Source organism: Ruegeria sp. HKCCD6426, assembly GCF_057221115.1.
In genome coordinates this window covers 27612-43497 of sequence record NZ_JBWVBF010000006.1, presented here as the reverse complement: position 1 = coordinate 43497, position 15886 = coordinate 27612, and the positions used below count along the sequence as shown (strand labels likewise).

Annotated in this window: 18 protein-coding genes and 1 pseudogene; 4 read left to right on the top strand and 15 right to left on the bottom strand. The window is 55.7% G+C overall.

The window, feature by feature from the left end; all coding sequences use genetic code 11:
• Window positions 1-35 precede the first annotated feature (35 nt).
• From AC2TDA_RS16985 to AC2TDA_RS16960, 6 genes are all read right to left on the bottom strand, one after another.
• Window positions 36-338 (bottom strand): anti-sigma factor family protein, encoded by a 303-nt coding sequence (locus AC2TDA_RS16985; RefSeq protein WP_480849872.1) that lies wholly within the window; start codon window positions 336-338, stop codon window positions 36-38.
• Window positions 335-913: a sigma-70 family RNA polymerase sigma factor gene (locus AC2TDA_RS16980; protein WP_480879898.1), complete on the bottom strand. Its 579-nt coding sequence runs from the start codon at window positions 911-913 to the stop codon at window positions 335-337. The genes AC2TDA_RS16985 and AC2TDA_RS16980 overlap by 4 nt, the downstream gene beginning before the upstream one ends.
• A gap of 387 nt (window positions 914-1300) precedes the next feature.
• Entirely contained in the window at window positions 1301-1585 is a 285-nt protein-coding gene (locus AC2TDA_RS16975; protein ID WP_480879896.1) for a DDE-type integrase/transposase/recombinase, read from the bottom strand.
• Window positions 1586-1916: 331 nt separating this feature from the next.
• Complete coding sequence (locus AC2TDA_RS16970) at window positions 1917-3431, bottom strand: tripartite tricarboxylate transporter permease (RefSeq protein ID WP_480849878.1); 1515 nt, start codon at window positions 3429-3431, stop codon at window positions 1917-1919.
• Window positions 3428-3910, bottom strand: a complete 483-nt coding sequence (locus tag AC2TDA_RS16965; RefSeq protein ID WP_480879895.1) for a tripartite tricarboxylate transporter TctB family protein — start codon at window positions 3908-3910, stop codon at window positions 3428-3430. The genes AC2TDA_RS16970 and AC2TDA_RS16965 overlap by 4 nt, the downstream gene beginning before the upstream one ends.
• A 96-nt stretch (window positions 3911-4006) precedes the next feature.
• Window positions 4007-4990 carry a Bug family tripartite tricarboxylate transporter substrate binding protein gene (locus AC2TDA_RS16960; protein ID WP_480879894.1) on the bottom strand — a complete coding sequence of 328 codons (984 nt, stop codon included), beginning with the start codon at window positions 4988-4990 and terminating at the stop codon, window positions 4007-4009.
• Window positions 4991-5144: 154 nt separating this feature from the next.
• Here AC2TDA_RS16960 and AC2TDA_RS16955 point away from each other — a divergent pair, with 154 nt between their 5' ends.
• From AC2TDA_RS16955 to AC2TDA_RS16945, 3 genes and pseudogenes are all read left to right on the top strand, one after another.
• Entirely contained in the window at window positions 5145-6035 is an 891-nt protein-coding gene (locus tag AC2TDA_RS16955; RefSeq protein ID WP_480849884.1) for a LysR family transcriptional regulator, read from the top strand.
• A 22-nt stretch (window positions 6036-6057) separates the two neighbouring features.
• Window positions 6058-6795 carry a sulfite exporter TauE/SafE family protein gene (locus tag AC2TDA_RS16950; RefSeq protein ID WP_480879893.1) on the top strand — a complete coding sequence of 246 codons (738 nt, stop codon included), beginning with the start codon at window positions 6058-6060 and terminating at the stop codon, window positions 6793-6795.
• Window positions 6796-6839: 44 nt separating this feature from the next.
• Window positions 6840-7832 (top strand): annotated as a pseudogene (locus AC2TDA_RS16945) (NAD(P)/FAD-dependent oxidoreductase); the annotation flags it as partial.
• A 150-nt stretch (window positions 7833-7982) separates the two neighbouring features.
• On the opposite strand, the gene AC2TDA_RS16940 reads toward AC2TDA_RS16945, so the two are convergent.
• From AC2TDA_RS16940 to AC2TDA_RS16905, 8 genes are read right to left on the bottom strand one after another with little or no spacing between them, the layout of a single operon-like run.
• On the bottom strand, window positions 7983-8297 hold the full coding sequence (locus AC2TDA_RS16940; protein WP_480879892.1) for an NIPSNAP family protein: 315 nt from the start codon (window positions 8295-8297) through the stop codon (window positions 7983-7985).
• A 16-nt stretch (window positions 8298-8313) separates the two neighbouring features.
• Window positions 8314-9318: a YeiH family protein gene (locus tag AC2TDA_RS16935; protein WP_480880113.1), complete on the bottom strand. Its 1005-nt coding sequence runs from the start codon at window positions 9316-9318 to the stop codon at window positions 8314-8316.
• 5 nt (window positions 9319-9323) lie between these two features.
• Window positions 9324-10004: a fumarate hydratase C-terminal domain-containing protein gene (locus AC2TDA_RS16930; RefSeq protein WP_480849890.1), complete on the bottom strand. Its 681-nt coding sequence runs from the start codon at window positions 10002-10004 to the stop codon at window positions 9324-9326.
• The gene (locus AC2TDA_RS16925; protein WP_480879890.1) at window positions 9968-10936 is read right to left on the bottom strand and encodes a fumarate hydratase; all 969 of its coding nucleotides are present in this window, start codon (window positions 10934-10936) and stop codon (window positions 9968-9970) included. Before AC2TDA_RS16925 ends, AC2TDA_RS16930 begins: the two co-directional genes overlap by 37 nt.
• Window positions 10933-12732 (bottom strand): L-aspartate oxidase, encoded by a 1800-nt coding sequence (locus AC2TDA_RS16920; RefSeq protein WP_480849894.1) that lies wholly within the window; start codon window positions 12730-12732, stop codon window positions 10933-10935. Before AC2TDA_RS16920 ends, AC2TDA_RS16925 begins: the two co-directional genes overlap by 4 nt.
• Window positions 12733-12735: 3 nt before the next feature.
• A complete protein-coding gene (gene sdhC / locus AC2TDA_RS16915; protein ID WP_480879889.1) occupies window positions 12736-13077 on the bottom strand; it encodes a succinate dehydrogenase, cytochrome b556 subunit in 342 nt (113 codons plus the stop codon).
• Window positions 13074-13415 (bottom strand): succinate dehydrogenase, encoded by a 342-nt coding sequence (locus tag AC2TDA_RS16910; RefSeq protein WP_480879888.1) that lies wholly within the window; start codon window positions 13413-13415, stop codon window positions 13074-13076. The genes sdhC and AC2TDA_RS16910 overlap by 4 nt, the downstream gene beginning before the upstream one ends.
• Before the next feature lie 3 nt (window positions 13416-13418).
• Complete coding sequence (locus AC2TDA_RS16905) at window positions 13419-14147, bottom strand: succinate dehydrogenase/fumarate reductase iron-sulfur subunit (protein ID WP_480879887.1); 729 nt, start codon at window positions 14145-14147, stop codon at window positions 13419-13421.
• A gap of 651 nt (window positions 14148-14798) precedes the next feature.
• Here AC2TDA_RS16905 and AC2TDA_RS16900 point away from each other — a divergent pair.
• A complete protein-coding gene (locus AC2TDA_RS16900) occupies window positions 14799-15164 on the top strand; it encodes a hypothetical protein (protein WP_480880111.1) in 366 nt (121 codons plus the stop codon).
• On the opposite strand, the gene AC2TDA_RS16895 is transcribed toward AC2TDA_RS16900, so the two are convergent.
• On the bottom strand, window positions 15143-15529 hold the full coding sequence (locus AC2TDA_RS16895) for a hypothetical protein (RefSeq protein ID WP_480879886.1): 387 nt from the start codon (window positions 15527-15529) through the stop codon (window positions 15143-15145). The genes AC2TDA_RS16900 and AC2TDA_RS16895 overlap by 22 nt on opposite strands.
• Between the last annotated feature and the right edge of the window lie 357 nt (window positions 15530-15886).

Genomic DNA, 15886 nt, shown 5'->3' with positions numbered 1-15886 from the left:
CCGGTGGCGACCAAAAGGTTACAAACCTTTGCGGGTCAGCTTCCCTTTGCGGCCAGTATCGCGGCAATCAAATCTTCGGGTACGGATGCTTCGAGTTCGTCAAAGTCCTCCCGGGAAGCCTTTGTTGCCGCCAGCGTGCGTTTGTAGGCGGCAAGATAGAGCTGGCAGGAACGGCAGACCCGCAGATGCAGCTCGAACACGCGTTTTTTTGTCGGCGGCAACTCGTCTTCGAGATACGCGAGGATGAAGTCCTCAAACTCGTTGCAGGTAATCATCCCAGGAAACCTGAACATCACGCCGTGCATCCGGCGCTTCAGCGTTTGCGCGGTTTTCTTCATAGAGCACCTCTTCGCATCATCGGTTCCAGGAGTTTCTTCAGGGCGGCCCGTGCACGATGCAGCCGCACTTTCACGTTCGCCTCGCTTAATTCAAGCGCTTTCGCGACTTCGCTTGTCGACATTTCTTCGATATCTCGAAGTATAAGAACGATACGGTATTGGTCTGGCAAAGCATCAATCTTCTCTTTCAGGATTTCCCGCACTTGGCGCGATTGCAGGTGGTCCTCGGACGTCTTTGGAAGCTTGAACGGATCATCCACACGACACCCGTTGCGATCAAACTCGGGAAGCAGTGGATCAATCGGTTGTTCGTTGATGCGCTTTTGCTTTCGCAGCACCATTAAGGCCTCATTCACTACGAACCGGTGCATCCATGTCTTGAGGCTCGATCTGCCTTCGAACCCGTCCAGGTTTCGGTATATCTTAGAGAACGCCACTTGAACCGCGTCTTCTGACAAGGATCTATCCTTCAGAATCCGCTGGGCGACAGCAAGCATCCAGGCGAGATTATCCCTAACGATTTGCTCAAAATCCATCTCTGAATTCTGATCCGGACCTGGACGCGGTTCATTCATTTGCCATTCGCCAGAAGAAGTACCAACACGTTTCGAGTTTCCAAAGCTAGCCCTACACCAGTCAATCTACGGATACCAAGGAGCTCGAACAACCATAACTGTTTGATACTCTGTGGTTCAGAACACGTCATTTCGCGGTTTCAGAAGGTATAGACCGGGCTTTGTCGCAGGCTTTTAGTCAGCCGAAAAGCATCCAATCGACCAGACACTGTTATCCTGTGAGGACCGCAAACTGTGCGTAGCCATCACCCTTCAGATCAAAATTGTTTCTTTCTGATCATCTGAGCTACCTCGATACCTTCAAATGTAGCCGAAGCTGAAATTACGGGCTTGAACCCAAGCTTTGGGGGCGTTCGTCGTTTTGGTAAACCGAGGTTCTCGCTAGATTCAATCGTTGAGGCGCTTGGATTTCACGGTAGTGATCTTGGCAAGGCAGCCAAAGCGCTTCCGCAGTATTATGATGACCTTGAAACCGGCGCCATTTGCCCCGCTCTTGTCGATCACAATCCGCAATGGAATGCCATTGTTGGCCATTGCTTTCCCAAAGAATTGCATTGCCGCTGAGGAGTCGCGTCGGCCCGACAGCATGAAATCAAGAGTAGACTCATCAAGAACAACCACCTGATAGAGATATATCCAATGGCCGCAAACTTTGAGATGGGTCTCATCCATTCGCCAGGGATGAGCGCAGGGCTTCTTTCTTTTCTTGCGCCCGGGACAGCGACCTAAGGTGAGAACGTCGCTACCGATCTACCGAGTGCCGTGTGATTTACAGCAATACCGCGTCTGCCCAGAATCTCCTCCAATTCTCGTAAGGAAACCGAATACCTCAGATAAATACAGTCCGCGTGGAGAATGGCATGCCGCGGAAACTGGCAACCCTTGAAGGATACCATTTTGGAAACCTGCTTCATCGACTTATCAAAACTTCGTGTCGATCAATGTAACTTAGGCGATCAAGCCAAGATAGTTTGCGACAGAACCCGCAGTGGTTGCCAATAGGCTACTCCTGATTGTCAGTGTGAAGAGTCCGGTTCGATTTTGTGGAACGAATACCAGCTCGCACGATTGCAAAGGCAGTGATGGCGGTCAGGCCCCAGAAGAACCATGTAATCGGCCCCCGGAACAGTATCTCGGGCGCACTTCCGGACATAAGCATGGCCTGCCGGAAATTGTCCTCCAGCAATGGGCCAAGGATGAAAGCAATCAGAAATGGCGCCGCGGGAAGGTCTATGCGTAACATGATAAAACCAAGCCAACCGATGGCAAACATCACACCAACATCGAAGAGATTGTTGTTGACCGCGTAACACCCGTAGACGCACAGAATGAACACCAGCGGAAATAGGATTCCACGTGGAATGTCGGCGACGTATTGGAAGATGCGAATGGCCGCCCCGCCGATAAAGAACAACGCAATCGAACTTACGATCAGCCCAACAAACAAGCCGTAGATAATGTCCGAATTCACCACGAACATTGTCGGCCCGGGTTGCAATCCGTGGATCATAAATGCGCCGATTATGATGGCCGTGATCACATCACCGGGGATTCCCAGCGCCAGCAAGGGGATCAGAGTCGCACCCGCAACACCGTTGTTGCCGGCCTCGGATGCAGCTACACCTTCGATTTCGCCTTTGCCGAAATTTTCTTTGTTGGGCGAGGTCCGGCGCGCTTCGCTATACGACAGAAAGGCCGATGGTGCCGCGCCGATCCCAGGGATCGAACCCAGGAAGGCTCCGATAGCGCTGCCCCGGAGGATCGTCTTGAAACACCTCCGGTACTCCGAAAAGCTCACCTTGTTCCTGCCCAGGCTGCGGACATTTTTATCCGTGCCATGCGGATCCCAAACCATGGACAGGATTTCTGGTATTGCGAAAAGGCCAATCAGAACCGCAATGAAATTCAATCCGCCCATCAGGTTCGGGTCGTTGAAGTTAAATCGGTTGGTTCCATAGACCAAATCCAGACCCACAGTTGCAAGCAGCAGCCCCAGAATCGCTGATATCAACCCTTTGAGCAGACTGTCTCCGGAAACGCCCGCGATGATCGTCAGAGAAAACAATATCAACGTGAAAAACTCTGGCGGCCCAAAGCTGAGGGCAAAGGATGCCAGCCAACCGGCGAATAGGATCAGCGCGAGATTGGAAAACATGTCCGCTGTACAGGACGCATATAGCGCCATTGTCAGCGCGCGCCCGGCTTCGCCACGCTCCGCCATAGGATATCCATCCAGGATCGTAGCGCTGGAGGCCGGCGTGCCAGGCGTCTTGATCAGGATTGCCGGGATAGATCCACCAAAAATCCCGCCCTTGTAAACGCCCAGAAGCAGCAGAATGCCCGTAATCGGTTCCATCGCGAACGTGAACGGCAGCGTAAGGGCCACGGCCATGGTCGCTGACAGCCCTGGAATGGCGCCCGCGACCGTGCCCACAGCGACGCCAATAATCAGCGCAAGAATGGCCTCGAAATTCGCGACAACGGCAAATCCGGCTTCGATGTTTTCGATCAGGCTCATGGCAACCTCACAAATTCACCTTGCGGGATCGCGATGCCCGCCACGTGAGCAAAGAAAGCGTACAGAAGCAACGGAACCGCAATACCGGCGATCAAGGCATGTACGCGGTGGTCGGTTTTGATCAGCAATGCCAGAAGGACGAACGCAATCATCGACGTCCAGACCATTCCAAGAACCGGGACCAGCTTCAGATAGCCGGCCATCAGAACCGCCATGAGGGTCAATCGCAGGACAGACCCTTTTACACCCCCCAGAAATCCTTCGAATTTGTCGTCGTCAAGGTTGCGGGAGGTCAGGATCATTCCGACGCCACCTGCCGCCAGAATGGCAGCCAGAACCAATGGCCAGAATTTCGGCGAAAGTACGACGTTGCTCACAGAACCCGGGCTGGACACACCGTATGGAATTGCGAAAACAAACAGAAACAGAGAAAACGCGATGGCCGCGAAACCTATGCGCATATGGGTCGTTCTGGACAATTCTTCGCCTCAATCATTGCAGGTTCACGTTTCCGGCCGTGGCCATTAAGACCACGGCCGGCATTTGTTCGTTTTCAGTTTTGCGTAAACACGCGATCAGCCTTCAATCCTCATGCCGAGGTCATCGACCAGGCCGCGAAAAACGCTGTACTGATTCACGATGAACTCCTGGCTTTCCTCAGGCGTCATCAGATTGATAACCGATCCTCGGGCTTCCATTTTTTCCTTGAACGCCGGATCTTCGATCGCGGCTGCAAGGAAGTCACCCCACGTGGATGCAATGTCATCGGGCAGGTCAGATGGGCCAGCGATGCCTGTCCAGCCAACCAACTGCTGTAGTTCGGGCTTTCCCATATCGGTCGAAGTCGGTGCATCAAAGCCAGCCACCGGGTCTGCGGTTGTAACCAAAATCGGGCGCATTTGTCCGTTTTCTACAAAACTCGCCACGGACGAAGAGTTCTGGCAAAGGAAGGTTGCAGTGCCGGTCAAAATCGCAGTCGCAGCCGCCCCACCACCTTTCAGAGGAATATGGGTTGCCTGTTTCAGGGGTTCTTCGACTCCGAAGGTTTTCAGAACCATTGCACCGGCAAGATGCTGCAGAGATCCGACACCGGACGAACTGAAGGTTACGTTGTCCCCTGCTTTCACCTTGGCTATCAGATCGTCAATGGACGTGATGTCCGATTTGGCATCTACAACGCAGGCCACCGGGTTGATTTCGTAGACACCGACGAACCGAAAATCGTCAAGAGTATACGGCAGAGTGGCTTTCATCGCGGGGCTTACAGTATGAGATCCGACACGCGCAAAGAGGAGCGTGTACCCATCCGGTTTTGCATTCTGAACTGCGACCGAACCCGTTGCGCCGCCTGCCCCTGCCTGATTTACCATAACCAGCGGTTTACCTACCGAGTTACCAAGTGGTTCCGCCAGGGTGCGGGCCGATATGTCTGTGGCGCCTCCGGGACCGTAAGGTATGATCATGTTGATGGGTCGGGCGGGGTAATCTTCAGCAAGGGCTGCATTGGCAACAAGTGCAGCTGTAAAGCCCATTGCGGCGGTCAATTTCAGTAACATCATGTCTTCCTCCCAGAATGGCTAGCGACGCTTGGAGTATTCAACGGTGAACCGTGAAACGATCCGACCCATCGCGTTGACAAAATCTACCAGTAAGAATATTTTTATAAAAGTGACGAATACTAACAAAAAATGTAAGTGAAAGTTACAGTTCCGGATGTCCATTAGAAATCTGAAAACCCTGATTGCCGTGGCCGAACACCGCAGTTTTACGGCCGCCGCCGCGGCTGTGCACGTGACCCACGCGGCAGTAAGCCTACAAATGAAAGCGCTGGAGGAGGAATGGGACGTCAATCTTTTTGACCGATCTTCACGTACACCAGAATTAACCCCGGTCGGGCGTGCCTTAGTGGCACGAGCACGCGAAGTTGTTGCTGCCTATGAAGGCATTGTCAGCTCGGTCTTGAGCGATGGCGGTTTCAAAGGTGAACTGTCTCTTGGCGCAGTACCAACAACCATTGCCGGACTGGTTCCCTTGATGCTCCGGCATCTGAAAGATGAGTACCCGGATCTGCATGTCAGGATTGTTCCGGGTCTGACGATCGAACTAGTTGGGCAGGTCGAACGGGGTGTCATCGACGCAGCGATTCTGACTCAACCGCCCGTCATTCCCAGAAAACACGTCTGGCGCGAAATCGCGACCGAACCAATGGTGTTGATCGCCGCGCCGGGGACCGATTGCGACAATGCGGTCGAGTTACTTCAGTCCAACCCGTACATCCGGTTCTCCAGAAAAGCAGTCGTTGGGGGAATGATCGATAACTGGTTGCAAAAACAGGATTTTGATGTTGAGGAAAGTATGGAACTGGAAACGCTGGATGACATTGGCAGCATGGTCCATGAAGGTTTGGGCGTCTCGATTTGTCCCAGTCTTTGCGTTCCACCTGCGGTACAGTACCCATTGACCGTCCTGCCTCTCGAACCCTCGCCCCCGCCACGAACACTTGGGTTGCTGTCGCGTGACGACAATATCAAACCCAAGGTCCTTGATGCAGTTTTTGATAAGGCTTGCCTTGTGGCCGGAACCAGCGAAAGCGGTAACGCTTAATCCCTACAGGAGATTTTCATCTATGACACCAGAGGTGCTCCCGGTTGTAGTTGCCGGCGCTATGAGCGGTGGTTTTATCAATGGTCTGGCCGGGTTTGGCACATCCCTTTTCGCGTTGGGATGGTGGCTGCAGGTCATGCCCCCGATGCAGGCGGTTGCTATGTCACTAGTCGCGTCTGTCTTCACAGGAATTCAGGGGGCGATATTGGTGCGGAAGTCCATCAGTCCGCGCGCGTTGGCGATGTTCCTGGTTCCTGCGTTTTTTGGCATACCCATCGGCCTGCAACTACTGGATGCGATAGATGGAAAAACGCTCAAGATTGTGATTGCAGGGTTCATGCTGCTATATGGCGGATTTTTCATCTTTCGGCGTGACCTACCCAACATAACCCGTGCGACGCCCATAATGGATAGCTGTCTTGGGTTCTTTGGCGGGATATTGGGTGCAATCTCGGGATTGTCTGGCGCATTGCCAACGATGTGGTTGTCGATGCGGGACTGGCCGAAAGAAAAAAGCCGAGCAATTCTCCAGCCGTTCAATATAGCCGTTCTGGGGATTTCAGCGGTACTGCTGGCAATTGGCGGGGCGTACACGATCGAAACCCTGACCTACCTGGCAATTTCACTTCCGGCCGCGATGATTGCCGCTCAGATCGGGCTGTTTACATTCAAAAAGCTGACCGATGCCCAGTTCCGAAGATTGCTGATCATCATGATGTTCATTTCGGGCGCGGCAATCGTTGTGAAGGAATTCGTGTAGCCCCGTGACGGCGACTCAAATGGGTCTTATTGACTAGCGAGACAATGATGCAGAAACCAATGTCCGAGGATCAGGATCAGTCAGTCGTTGTCGGCAGCGGCGTCGTCGGACTGGCGATCGCACGAAGGCTTGCCCGTTCGGGACGCGAGATACCGGTGCTTGAGGCAGAGGATTCCGGTTTTCACCACACGAGCGCGCGCAATTCCCAGGTCTTGCACGCGGGTTGGCTCAACACGCCCGGAACGCTGAAGGCGACGCTTTGCGCGGTCGGGCAGCGCATGGTCTTCGATTTCTGCGGCACGCGGCATCTCGATTACGTGCGATGCGGAAAGCAAGTTATCGCGTCCGATGACCGGCAACTGGCATCCCTTGCAACGCTGAAAACGCAGGGGGAGCGAAACGGTCTGGACGATCTGCACCTTCTTTCGCAGCAGGAAGTTGTCGCGCTAGAGCCTTAACTACGATGCGCTGGTGCTCTTTTGTCGCCGTCGACCGTTGTTCTGGATGCACCATCCTTCATGACCGCCTTGCAGAGCGAGGCGCAGGCGCAGGGCGCGACGTTTGCCTTTAACGCGCCGCTTGATGCCGCCGAGGCGACAGATGGTGGTTTCATCCTGCATGTCGGCAGCGAGAATGGAATGACTCTAGGCTGCCGCAACATGTTCAACGCCGCGGGCCTGGGCCCATTGCATGTGGCGCGCAACCTGCTCGGGTATCCGGCAGCGTACGTTCCGCATCAAACTTATGCAAAGGCATGTTATTTCTCGCTGGCATCGAGGCGCGCGCCGTTCGAGCGGCTGATATATCCGGTTTCGCAACCGGGGTCTTCCGGCGTGCATGCCCTAAGAGATACCGCCGGGCAGGCCCGGTTCGGGCCGAGCCTCAGCTTTCCGGTTACCGGTTCCATCGACTATCGACACGATGCCGCACCGGAACCATTCGAAGCCGCCATCCGGAATTTCTGGCCCGGTATGCCAGAGGGCGGGCTGCACCCGGATACCTGCGGAATTCGCCCGCGCGCCGGCCCACATACGCGATCAATATCCAATCACCGATCCGGCGAAGCCGACACTTGGCGCAGCAACGGAACGCTCCGAGTGACCGTTTCGGAATCAAGCGTCTGCGAGCCTTTCGCTTCCTTGCAATGGCACGATCAACAACGCCAATCGTGCACCGGGATAAGTACTTCAAGGGACCATGAAGAACGGTGCCGGGATCAGGATCTTGTTTTCGATATTGTCGACAAGCGGGCGCATCTGCACGGCGTAGGCCTGCCACTCGTCGTTGGCCAGCAGGGCTTTGCGCCGCTCCCAACGGTCATCCATGCTGTCGTAGCCCCACATGTGAACGATCTGATTCAGCGGGCCGATATCGGTGAAGTAATACCCTACCATTTTTCCGAGAATGCGGACCTGAACTTCCATCCCCTCGGCTTCGTAAAGTTTTAGGAAGGCGGGGACATTGCCGTTTTTCAGCGTATAGGTGCGTTGGTCGACAAACATTTCATAGCTCCGGTATTCAGATGTTCATGGTCAGGATCAGGACCAGAAGAAGTACCGCCAGAAGAACGGTCAGGATACACAGCAACCCGATTGCCGATCCGCCGACATCGGCCAGTTTCTTCAGGGAAGTTTTCATGCCGAGCGCGGAAATCGCGGTGATCAGACACCAGCGGGAAAACTCCAGCACCAGATCGGACAGCGCCTGCGGCACTAGACCGTAAGAGCCAATCAGCACCAGCGCGGCAAAGCCGATGACGAATAGCGGCATCGGAAGGCCGCTCTTTCTGGTTTCTGCACCGGTTGCTGCAAAAAAGAATGAGATGGTTAGCACAATTGGAACCAGAAGTGCCACGCGCAGCAGTTTGACGATGGTGGCGATGTCACCGGCTTCTTCCGAGATACTGTAACCGGCCCCGACTACCTGCGCGACATCGTGAATTGTAGCGCCCAGGAATATCCCCGCCTCGCGATCCGTCAGGCCGATCAGGTCGGTCAGGATCGGATAGGCAATCATTGCAACGGTGCTGAGTGTGGTCACGGCGATCACGGTAAAAACCGTATCACGCTCTTTGTTGGCGTAATTGGGCAGGACCGAGGATATGGCCAGTGCCGCGGAGGCGCCGCAGATTGCCACCGCGCCTCCGGTCAGCACTCCGAACCGGGAGCGGCGCCCGAAAGCGCGGGAGAACACCAGACCCGCCAACAACGTCACCAGTACACCCACGATGGTAATAGCGACAACACCGCCGCCCAATGCGATGACCTGTTGCACCGTGATGCCGAGCCCCAGAAGGGCGACGCCAAAGCGCAGAACCTTTTTTGCAGCAAACTCGATCCCCGGCGCGCAGCGTGTGTCATCTTCGCTCAAAAAGCTGAACGCGATACCCAATAGCAATGCCAGCAGCATGACTGGCGCGCCGTAATGCTCGGACAGGAATTTGGCGGCCATGCCGACAACCAACGCGATGAGTAGCCCGGGAAATAGTGTTCGTGTTTCCCGGGTGACCTTCAGGCCTGAAATGACGGTCATCCGATCAGTTCGTCTTTACGATCGTCTGTTTCGCCGAAACGCTTCAGCACGGCTGGTTTCGTTCCCTCGTAAACCGCCGCAAGGTTTTCCGCGATCTTCTCGTTTTCGCGTTCAAACAAGCAATTGCCGTCCATGTCGGATGCAACGATGAACGGCCCCATCTTTTCGGCCTCCAGCACCCACATCGCCTGAGCAAGGCCCACTTCCTTTTCCCAGTGGATATCGACAACACGCTTTACGCCGCGGCCCAGCAGGGCGCCGGTGCCGTAGCCGACAGTGCTGAGGTAGATCGCGCCATGCGGGACAAAGATGTCCTGATAGTGCTGGCGCGTCATGCCGCCCTTGCCGATGATGATCCGGGCGCCGGATTTGTCCATCCACTCGCTCAGCCATTTTGCAAACCGGAACGAGGCCGTGGCCGTTACCGCGCCCAGGTTGAACGTGCCGTCGGGGTTGATCGATGCCGCTGGCGAGCAATGAAAATTGGCTGCGCTCGCCTGTGGCAGCTGCATTGGAATATTCGCCTTCTTTTCCAGTGCGCGGATATAAACGCCTTCGCGCGCCGTATAGATCAACCCGTCGAGATAGACGATATCGCCCAGCCGCAACGCGGCCAGGTCTTCCCGGGACGGCGTCGTACTCAGGCGGATTTCGCGTGGCTTTGCAGGCCTTCCCATTCCACAGTCTCCCTGCGTTGATAGTTGGTGAACCAATCGGGGTCCGTGCGATACTCGACCCGCCCGTCGGACCAGATGCGCGCAACGGCGCGGCGCGAACTGAGGCAAAAGGCATGAACGCTCATCTGCATGCCGCCGGTATGGCAGTAGCCGACCTCGATATTGCATTCGATGACCATGTTCTTTCCGACAAAGCCCATTGCGCCCATGCCGATATTGTTGCCCATTTCCTTCAGCTCGTCTTCGAGCTCTGCGATTTTCGGGTCGGCGTTGCGCGATCCAACCGTGCGCAGGCAGGCCGCGCGTTTACCCAGAACCATGCAAGTGTCCTTGCACCCGCCTAGACCGATGCCGATGATGGCGGGTTGACAGGCCAGACCGCGTTTGCCGAAAGCGACCAGACTGTCGAGATAGAAACGTTTGATCCCCTGAATGCCATCCGACGGAAACAGCATTCTGTAGTCCGTCCCAAACAGCCCGCCCTTATGCACCGTGATCAAGTCGATCCATTCCCCGTCGGGTTCAGGCTCAAAGCCATATTCGATCTCAGGGGCTCCGATACCCACATTGTTGTCGTGATCCGTGCGCCACAACGGGTGCACGCGATTGGGTCGCATAGGCAGGCCCACGGTGCGGTTTGCTGTCGCCCGCCTCAAGGCGGCCTCGAGGGCAATGGGACCACCGTCAATCGTGACCGAATTGCTCATCTTGACGTACCAACGCGGTGTACCAGTGTCGCCGCACATGGCACGCCCGTCTTCCTTGGCGACTTCGTAGTTTTCCAGCATCGCCTGCAGCACAAACGAAGCCAAATCACCGCTCTCGGTGTCTGCTGCCGTTTTGAGCCCGGACAGGTAATCCTCAGGGATTTCCACAGCGGCTTTGTCCATCAGGGTTTCGGCAGTTTTCTCGATGAGGTCGATCGATATCATTGTGCGGCCTCTTGCGGGTTTTCAGGTGGTTCCGGCGGGGCCGCAACCAGGGTTTCGGGTTCGTCTTCGGATAGAACGGTTTCCCCCGGCTTCACGATGGTGAATTGCACGTCTTCACGTACCACCTTCACCGCGTCGCCTGATTTTCGGGCTACGGTAAAGTATGACGTTTCCAAATCGCCCTGATCGGGGAAATCCTCGCGGAAATGGGCGCCGCGAGAGTTTTCGCGGGCCAGCGCCGCTTCGGTAATCACTTCCGAGATGTCGCACAAGCTGCGCATGTTCAGCCAGTCATGCCAGGTTAGGTTGAAGGAGCGGTTGTCGTCGGCGACGCCACTTTCCATCAACTCTGCGCTGATCTCGTCGATCCGTTGCAGCCCGCGGTTCAGCCCGGTTTCCGTACGCATCACACCGACGTCTTCCCACATGGCATCCTGAAGTTTGGTCCGAAGCGCCTGAATGTTGCTCGCCGGCTTGGCAAACGGGTGTTCCGCCCGGATCAACTCGGCGGTCAGCAGGTCTTCGTCGGGGTCGCGCAGCGGACCCATCCTGCGGATATCGGCACCCATAACGTCTCCGGCCACTCCGCCATAGACGGTCGAATTCGCAACGCCGTTGCCACCCAGACGGTTCGACCCATGTGCGCCACCGGCGTCTTCACCGGCAATGTACAGGCCCTCCATCTCTGTCCGCGTGTCCGGATCGACCACCACACCGCCCATGAAGTAATGCGCAGTCGGAACCACTTCGACCTTGCCGCCCGCCAGGTCGAACCCGCAGTCGGCGCAGCGTTTCACCATGCCGGTGAATTTGGTTCGGACGTTTTCGACCCCCAGATGCGACATCGAAATGAACACGCCACCATTCGGAGACGAATTGTTCTTGCGCATCTCGGCATAGATCCCACGGCTCACGACATCGCGGGTTGCCCGCTCGCCGCGTTCGTCATAGTCGAACATGAACCGCTGCTCGGATCCGTTCAGCAACTGACCGCCCGCGCCGCGCAGGCCTTCCTCCAACACGGTGCCGGTCATCTTGGTGCCTTCACCGCCCAACAGTCCGGTCGGATGGAACTGAACCATCTCCATGTCGCGCAGCTTCAACCCTGCGCGCAGCGCCATGGCCAGACCATCCATGGTCTTGTCGCCTGATGGCGTGTGATACTTGTACATTGTCGGCCCGCCGCCGGTCGCCATCAGCACCGTTTTGGCCCGCACGAACCGGAACCTGCCGGTGCGCATGTCGATGAAGAGAACACCGGATAGGGCTGTTCCGTCTTTCGTCGGGATAAGCGCGATAGCACGGTGTTCCTGCAGCTTTTCCAACTGCCGCGACAGGACCTGTTCCATCAGCCTGTTGATGATTTCGATCCCGGTCAGATCGCCCTTGTGAACCGTGCGGTCGGCGGTTTGCCCTGCAAACGCCTTGTGATGCAGTGATCCGTCGGTATTGCGGTCAAAGAAACACCCAACCTCGTTTTCAAGCTCACGCACCCGGACAACCGCCTGTTCGCACAGCTTCCACGCCATGTCCTGATTGGGCAGCCACTTCCCGCCCACGATCGTATCCATGAAGTGGCGCTCGACGGAATCACCGGGTCCTAGAGCCACATTGTAGCCGCCCTGAACCATCCGCGTGCAACCGCATTTGCCGATCAGACCTTTGACCGCAATAGTGATTTTCGTCCCCTGAGGCGCCGATTGCTGGGCATGCAGTGCCGCGAACAACCCCGCCCCGCCGGTACCAAGGATCAGGATGTCCGTGTCGTGTCGGTCGATATCGCTTTTAAGTGGCATATCTTACACCGCCTGCAAGAAAAAGGTTCCGGAAATCAGAATGGATACGCCCACCGCTGCCGCCGCGAGCGTCTTCTGTTGCGAGGTCCAGGGCAGCAACTCCAGCGCCAGCAACCGCAATCCGCCAAAGACATGTACAGCCAACAGGAACACCAGTCCGAACTCGGCCAGTTTGACCAGGGTATTTTCGGTCAGATAGAAGAGTCCATCCAGACGCTCTTTATTGGTCAGCGCAAGGGACAAAACCCAGAAATGCGCGGGCAGAAACAGCGCCAGCACCAGACCGGACAACCTGTGAAGAAAGAAAGCGTACCACAACGGGTGCGAACGATGCGGGCGGATCATGCTATGCCTCCCGAAGTAACCGACCAGACGGCTTGGGCACCCATAAAAAACAGGCCCAGAAAGATCAGCCAGGTCAGCGTGTTCAGAGTGCTGCTGCCAAGGCCGAATGTCTCGAACACGATAACACGCAATCCAATGGCGGCATGGATGGCCACAGCAACGACGAATGTGCCGTAAAACAGCGCCCAGCCAAAACTACCCTGCGTGCGCGACAGAATTTCGTCCGCAGTCAGCCCGTTTTGGATCGCGATGATCATGACGATGATATGGACCAGAACCAGCGGCGCCATGACTAGCGCCGACAGCCTTTGCAAAAGATAGAGCTTCAACCCCAGCATCGTTCAGTCCTCCCGCCGGAAGAAGGCGCGCGTCGTAGCGCGTTTCAGCCCGGCAATCGAATTCATCGGGCTGAGTTCATTCGGGCAGAAATGCGCGCAATTGCCCATCGAATGGCAGTTATGGCAGCCGCCATTCTGGCTGACGGCATCCAGAATGGGCTGCTTTGCGCCATCCTTGGCATCATTAAACAGCGTCCACGCTCGGTTGAGCGCCGCCGGTCCCAGATAATCGGGGTTTGCTGCCACAACATCGCAGGACGCATAGCAGACCGCGCAGTTGATGCATTCGATACCCGCATCGGCGTTCTGGCGGGACGCGTCCTGCGGGCTGATTTCCTCGACCGGTTCCTGCCGGTTTCGGGTGGGGTGAAAAACCCCGCCAGCTTTGACCCATTTGTCGAAAAAAGGATCCATGTCCGCTGCCAGATCCTTGATCACAGGTAAATTGCGCAGCGGTGCAATCCTTATGCTGTCCCCGTTGAGAACTTTTTTGACATGGGTTCGGCAGGTCCAGCGCGGTTCATCATTGACCATCATGGCGCAGGATCCACACATCCCGACCCTGCACGCATACCGATACGAGACAGACGGATCACTGTTTTGTTGAATCCAGGCAACGACGTCCAGAACCGTTTGGCTATCTTGCGTGGGCACCTCGAAATCTTGATAGCCCCCACCCTCTGAATCGCCGCGCCAGACCGAGACGTTCAAACTCTTTTTGGCTTCTGCCACGTTCCGCACCCCATCGATATCTGGCGTTGTTTATTGACGTGTATTATAGCTAATCGTAAACGACGGTAACAAAAAGCGATTAATTGTAACACTTCTTGTAAGTTTGTCTTACGCTCAGCAATACTTCGAACACTACTATTTGCTTGGAGGGGGCCGCGCAAAATCCTCGAGCGTACCAGTTCGTTACTAGGCACGTGCAACTTTTCCAGCGATCGTTCACCCCGAATTATTCCGACTTGGACACCGAAATCTCCTGACTGACTGAAAAGCTGGCCGCAGAACATGATAACGCCTTGGGTGAGGTCACACGGGGGTTAGAGGGCGTCGAATTCGCTGGAGCGCACCGCTGAACGAGAACGAAAGCAAGAGCGCGGAGGCATTTGTCGCGGTCAGGCCGGTGAACGTTGAACGGCCATCTCAGTAGTCGTGCCTGTTACTAACGAAGTTGCGGATGCTCTGATCGAAACACTAACACCTCGTATCAACGCGCTGAACAACTGATCGAACCTCTGACATGGGCCTTTGATCACGGCAAAGCATCCTGCGAGAGTCACCGGTTCACATCAAAAGGGAGAGGCGAAAGGTGCCATCACCCTCGTCAATGGGCGCGGTTTCCAGTGACAAGCATCAGGTTTCGAGGCCAACTACTTCATCGGCGGGACGTCGATCGTCGATTTCACTTCGGACATGACGATCTGGAAGGAGGAGATATTCGGCCCGGTTCTTCGAACGTTCGCCGCAAATCCTACAAAGACGCTATCGACCTGTTCCATCACCACGAACATCCGGCTTCTTGAGACAGCCCTATATGTCTTTGCCGCGAGCCCCAACGGATTTCCGCTTGCTTGTCCCTCGTCGCCCCAAGGCATCGGTGCTAACCCTGCCGGTCCACACATCAAGCGCAAGAAGCAACGGGCATGGCCCTTTTCCATCTCCTGGCAGATTGCCGCAATGCTCCTGCTCGCGATCTCCTTCGTTCGGTTTTCCCCGCAATTTCAGGTCGCCACGGCAGAATGACAAGGTTCCTCGCTGGATAAAGCTGACCGGGCTTTCCTGGGGTTCTTGTTCGCCAGCGCCACGGCAACCACGTTCGGGTACTGCCGTTCACGCGTCCGTCTGATCCATTCATATTCGGATCCGCCGTTCCTCTGCTTTTCTAAGATCAGCATGCGCGCCGTGTGTGTCAGCAAGGTACGCAGGTATCGGTCGCTACGTTTGCTGATGCCGAGAACAAGCGGGCCTTCCCTCCGCTCAATCTTGCCGGTGCGTCGGCACATCTCGTTTGAACGGAAGAGGTTCCTGATCCGTCGGTCATAGCCAATGCTACGTTTGTCCAGCTCGGCCAACTCATTGTTAGCGTCACGTAGCAGATCCCTAAACATTTAGCTCGGATCTTCATCCTCGCCGTCCACGATCCGGTCTAGGGCGCCGAGCAGCCGGATGATATCTCCAGCAAAAAAACTTCTATCGTTCGTTGCTGAACTACCGGTGTGCACCGTAGCGATGGAGGTTTGTTCCGTGAGCCATTATTGGCGGCGAGAATTTAAACCACCGGGGCATTCGGTGCGCCTAATCGCACCAAAATACATCAATCCTTTTGTGACGCGCGGCATTTAATGGTCTGACAACCTACGTAGATTATCAATTCCTTGCGCAGTCACCTAGATCTTCTTGGTTTTCGATATATTCGGTCCTTCAGAACGTTTGTGACCCAACCACCAAACCAGCAAAGAGCCCGG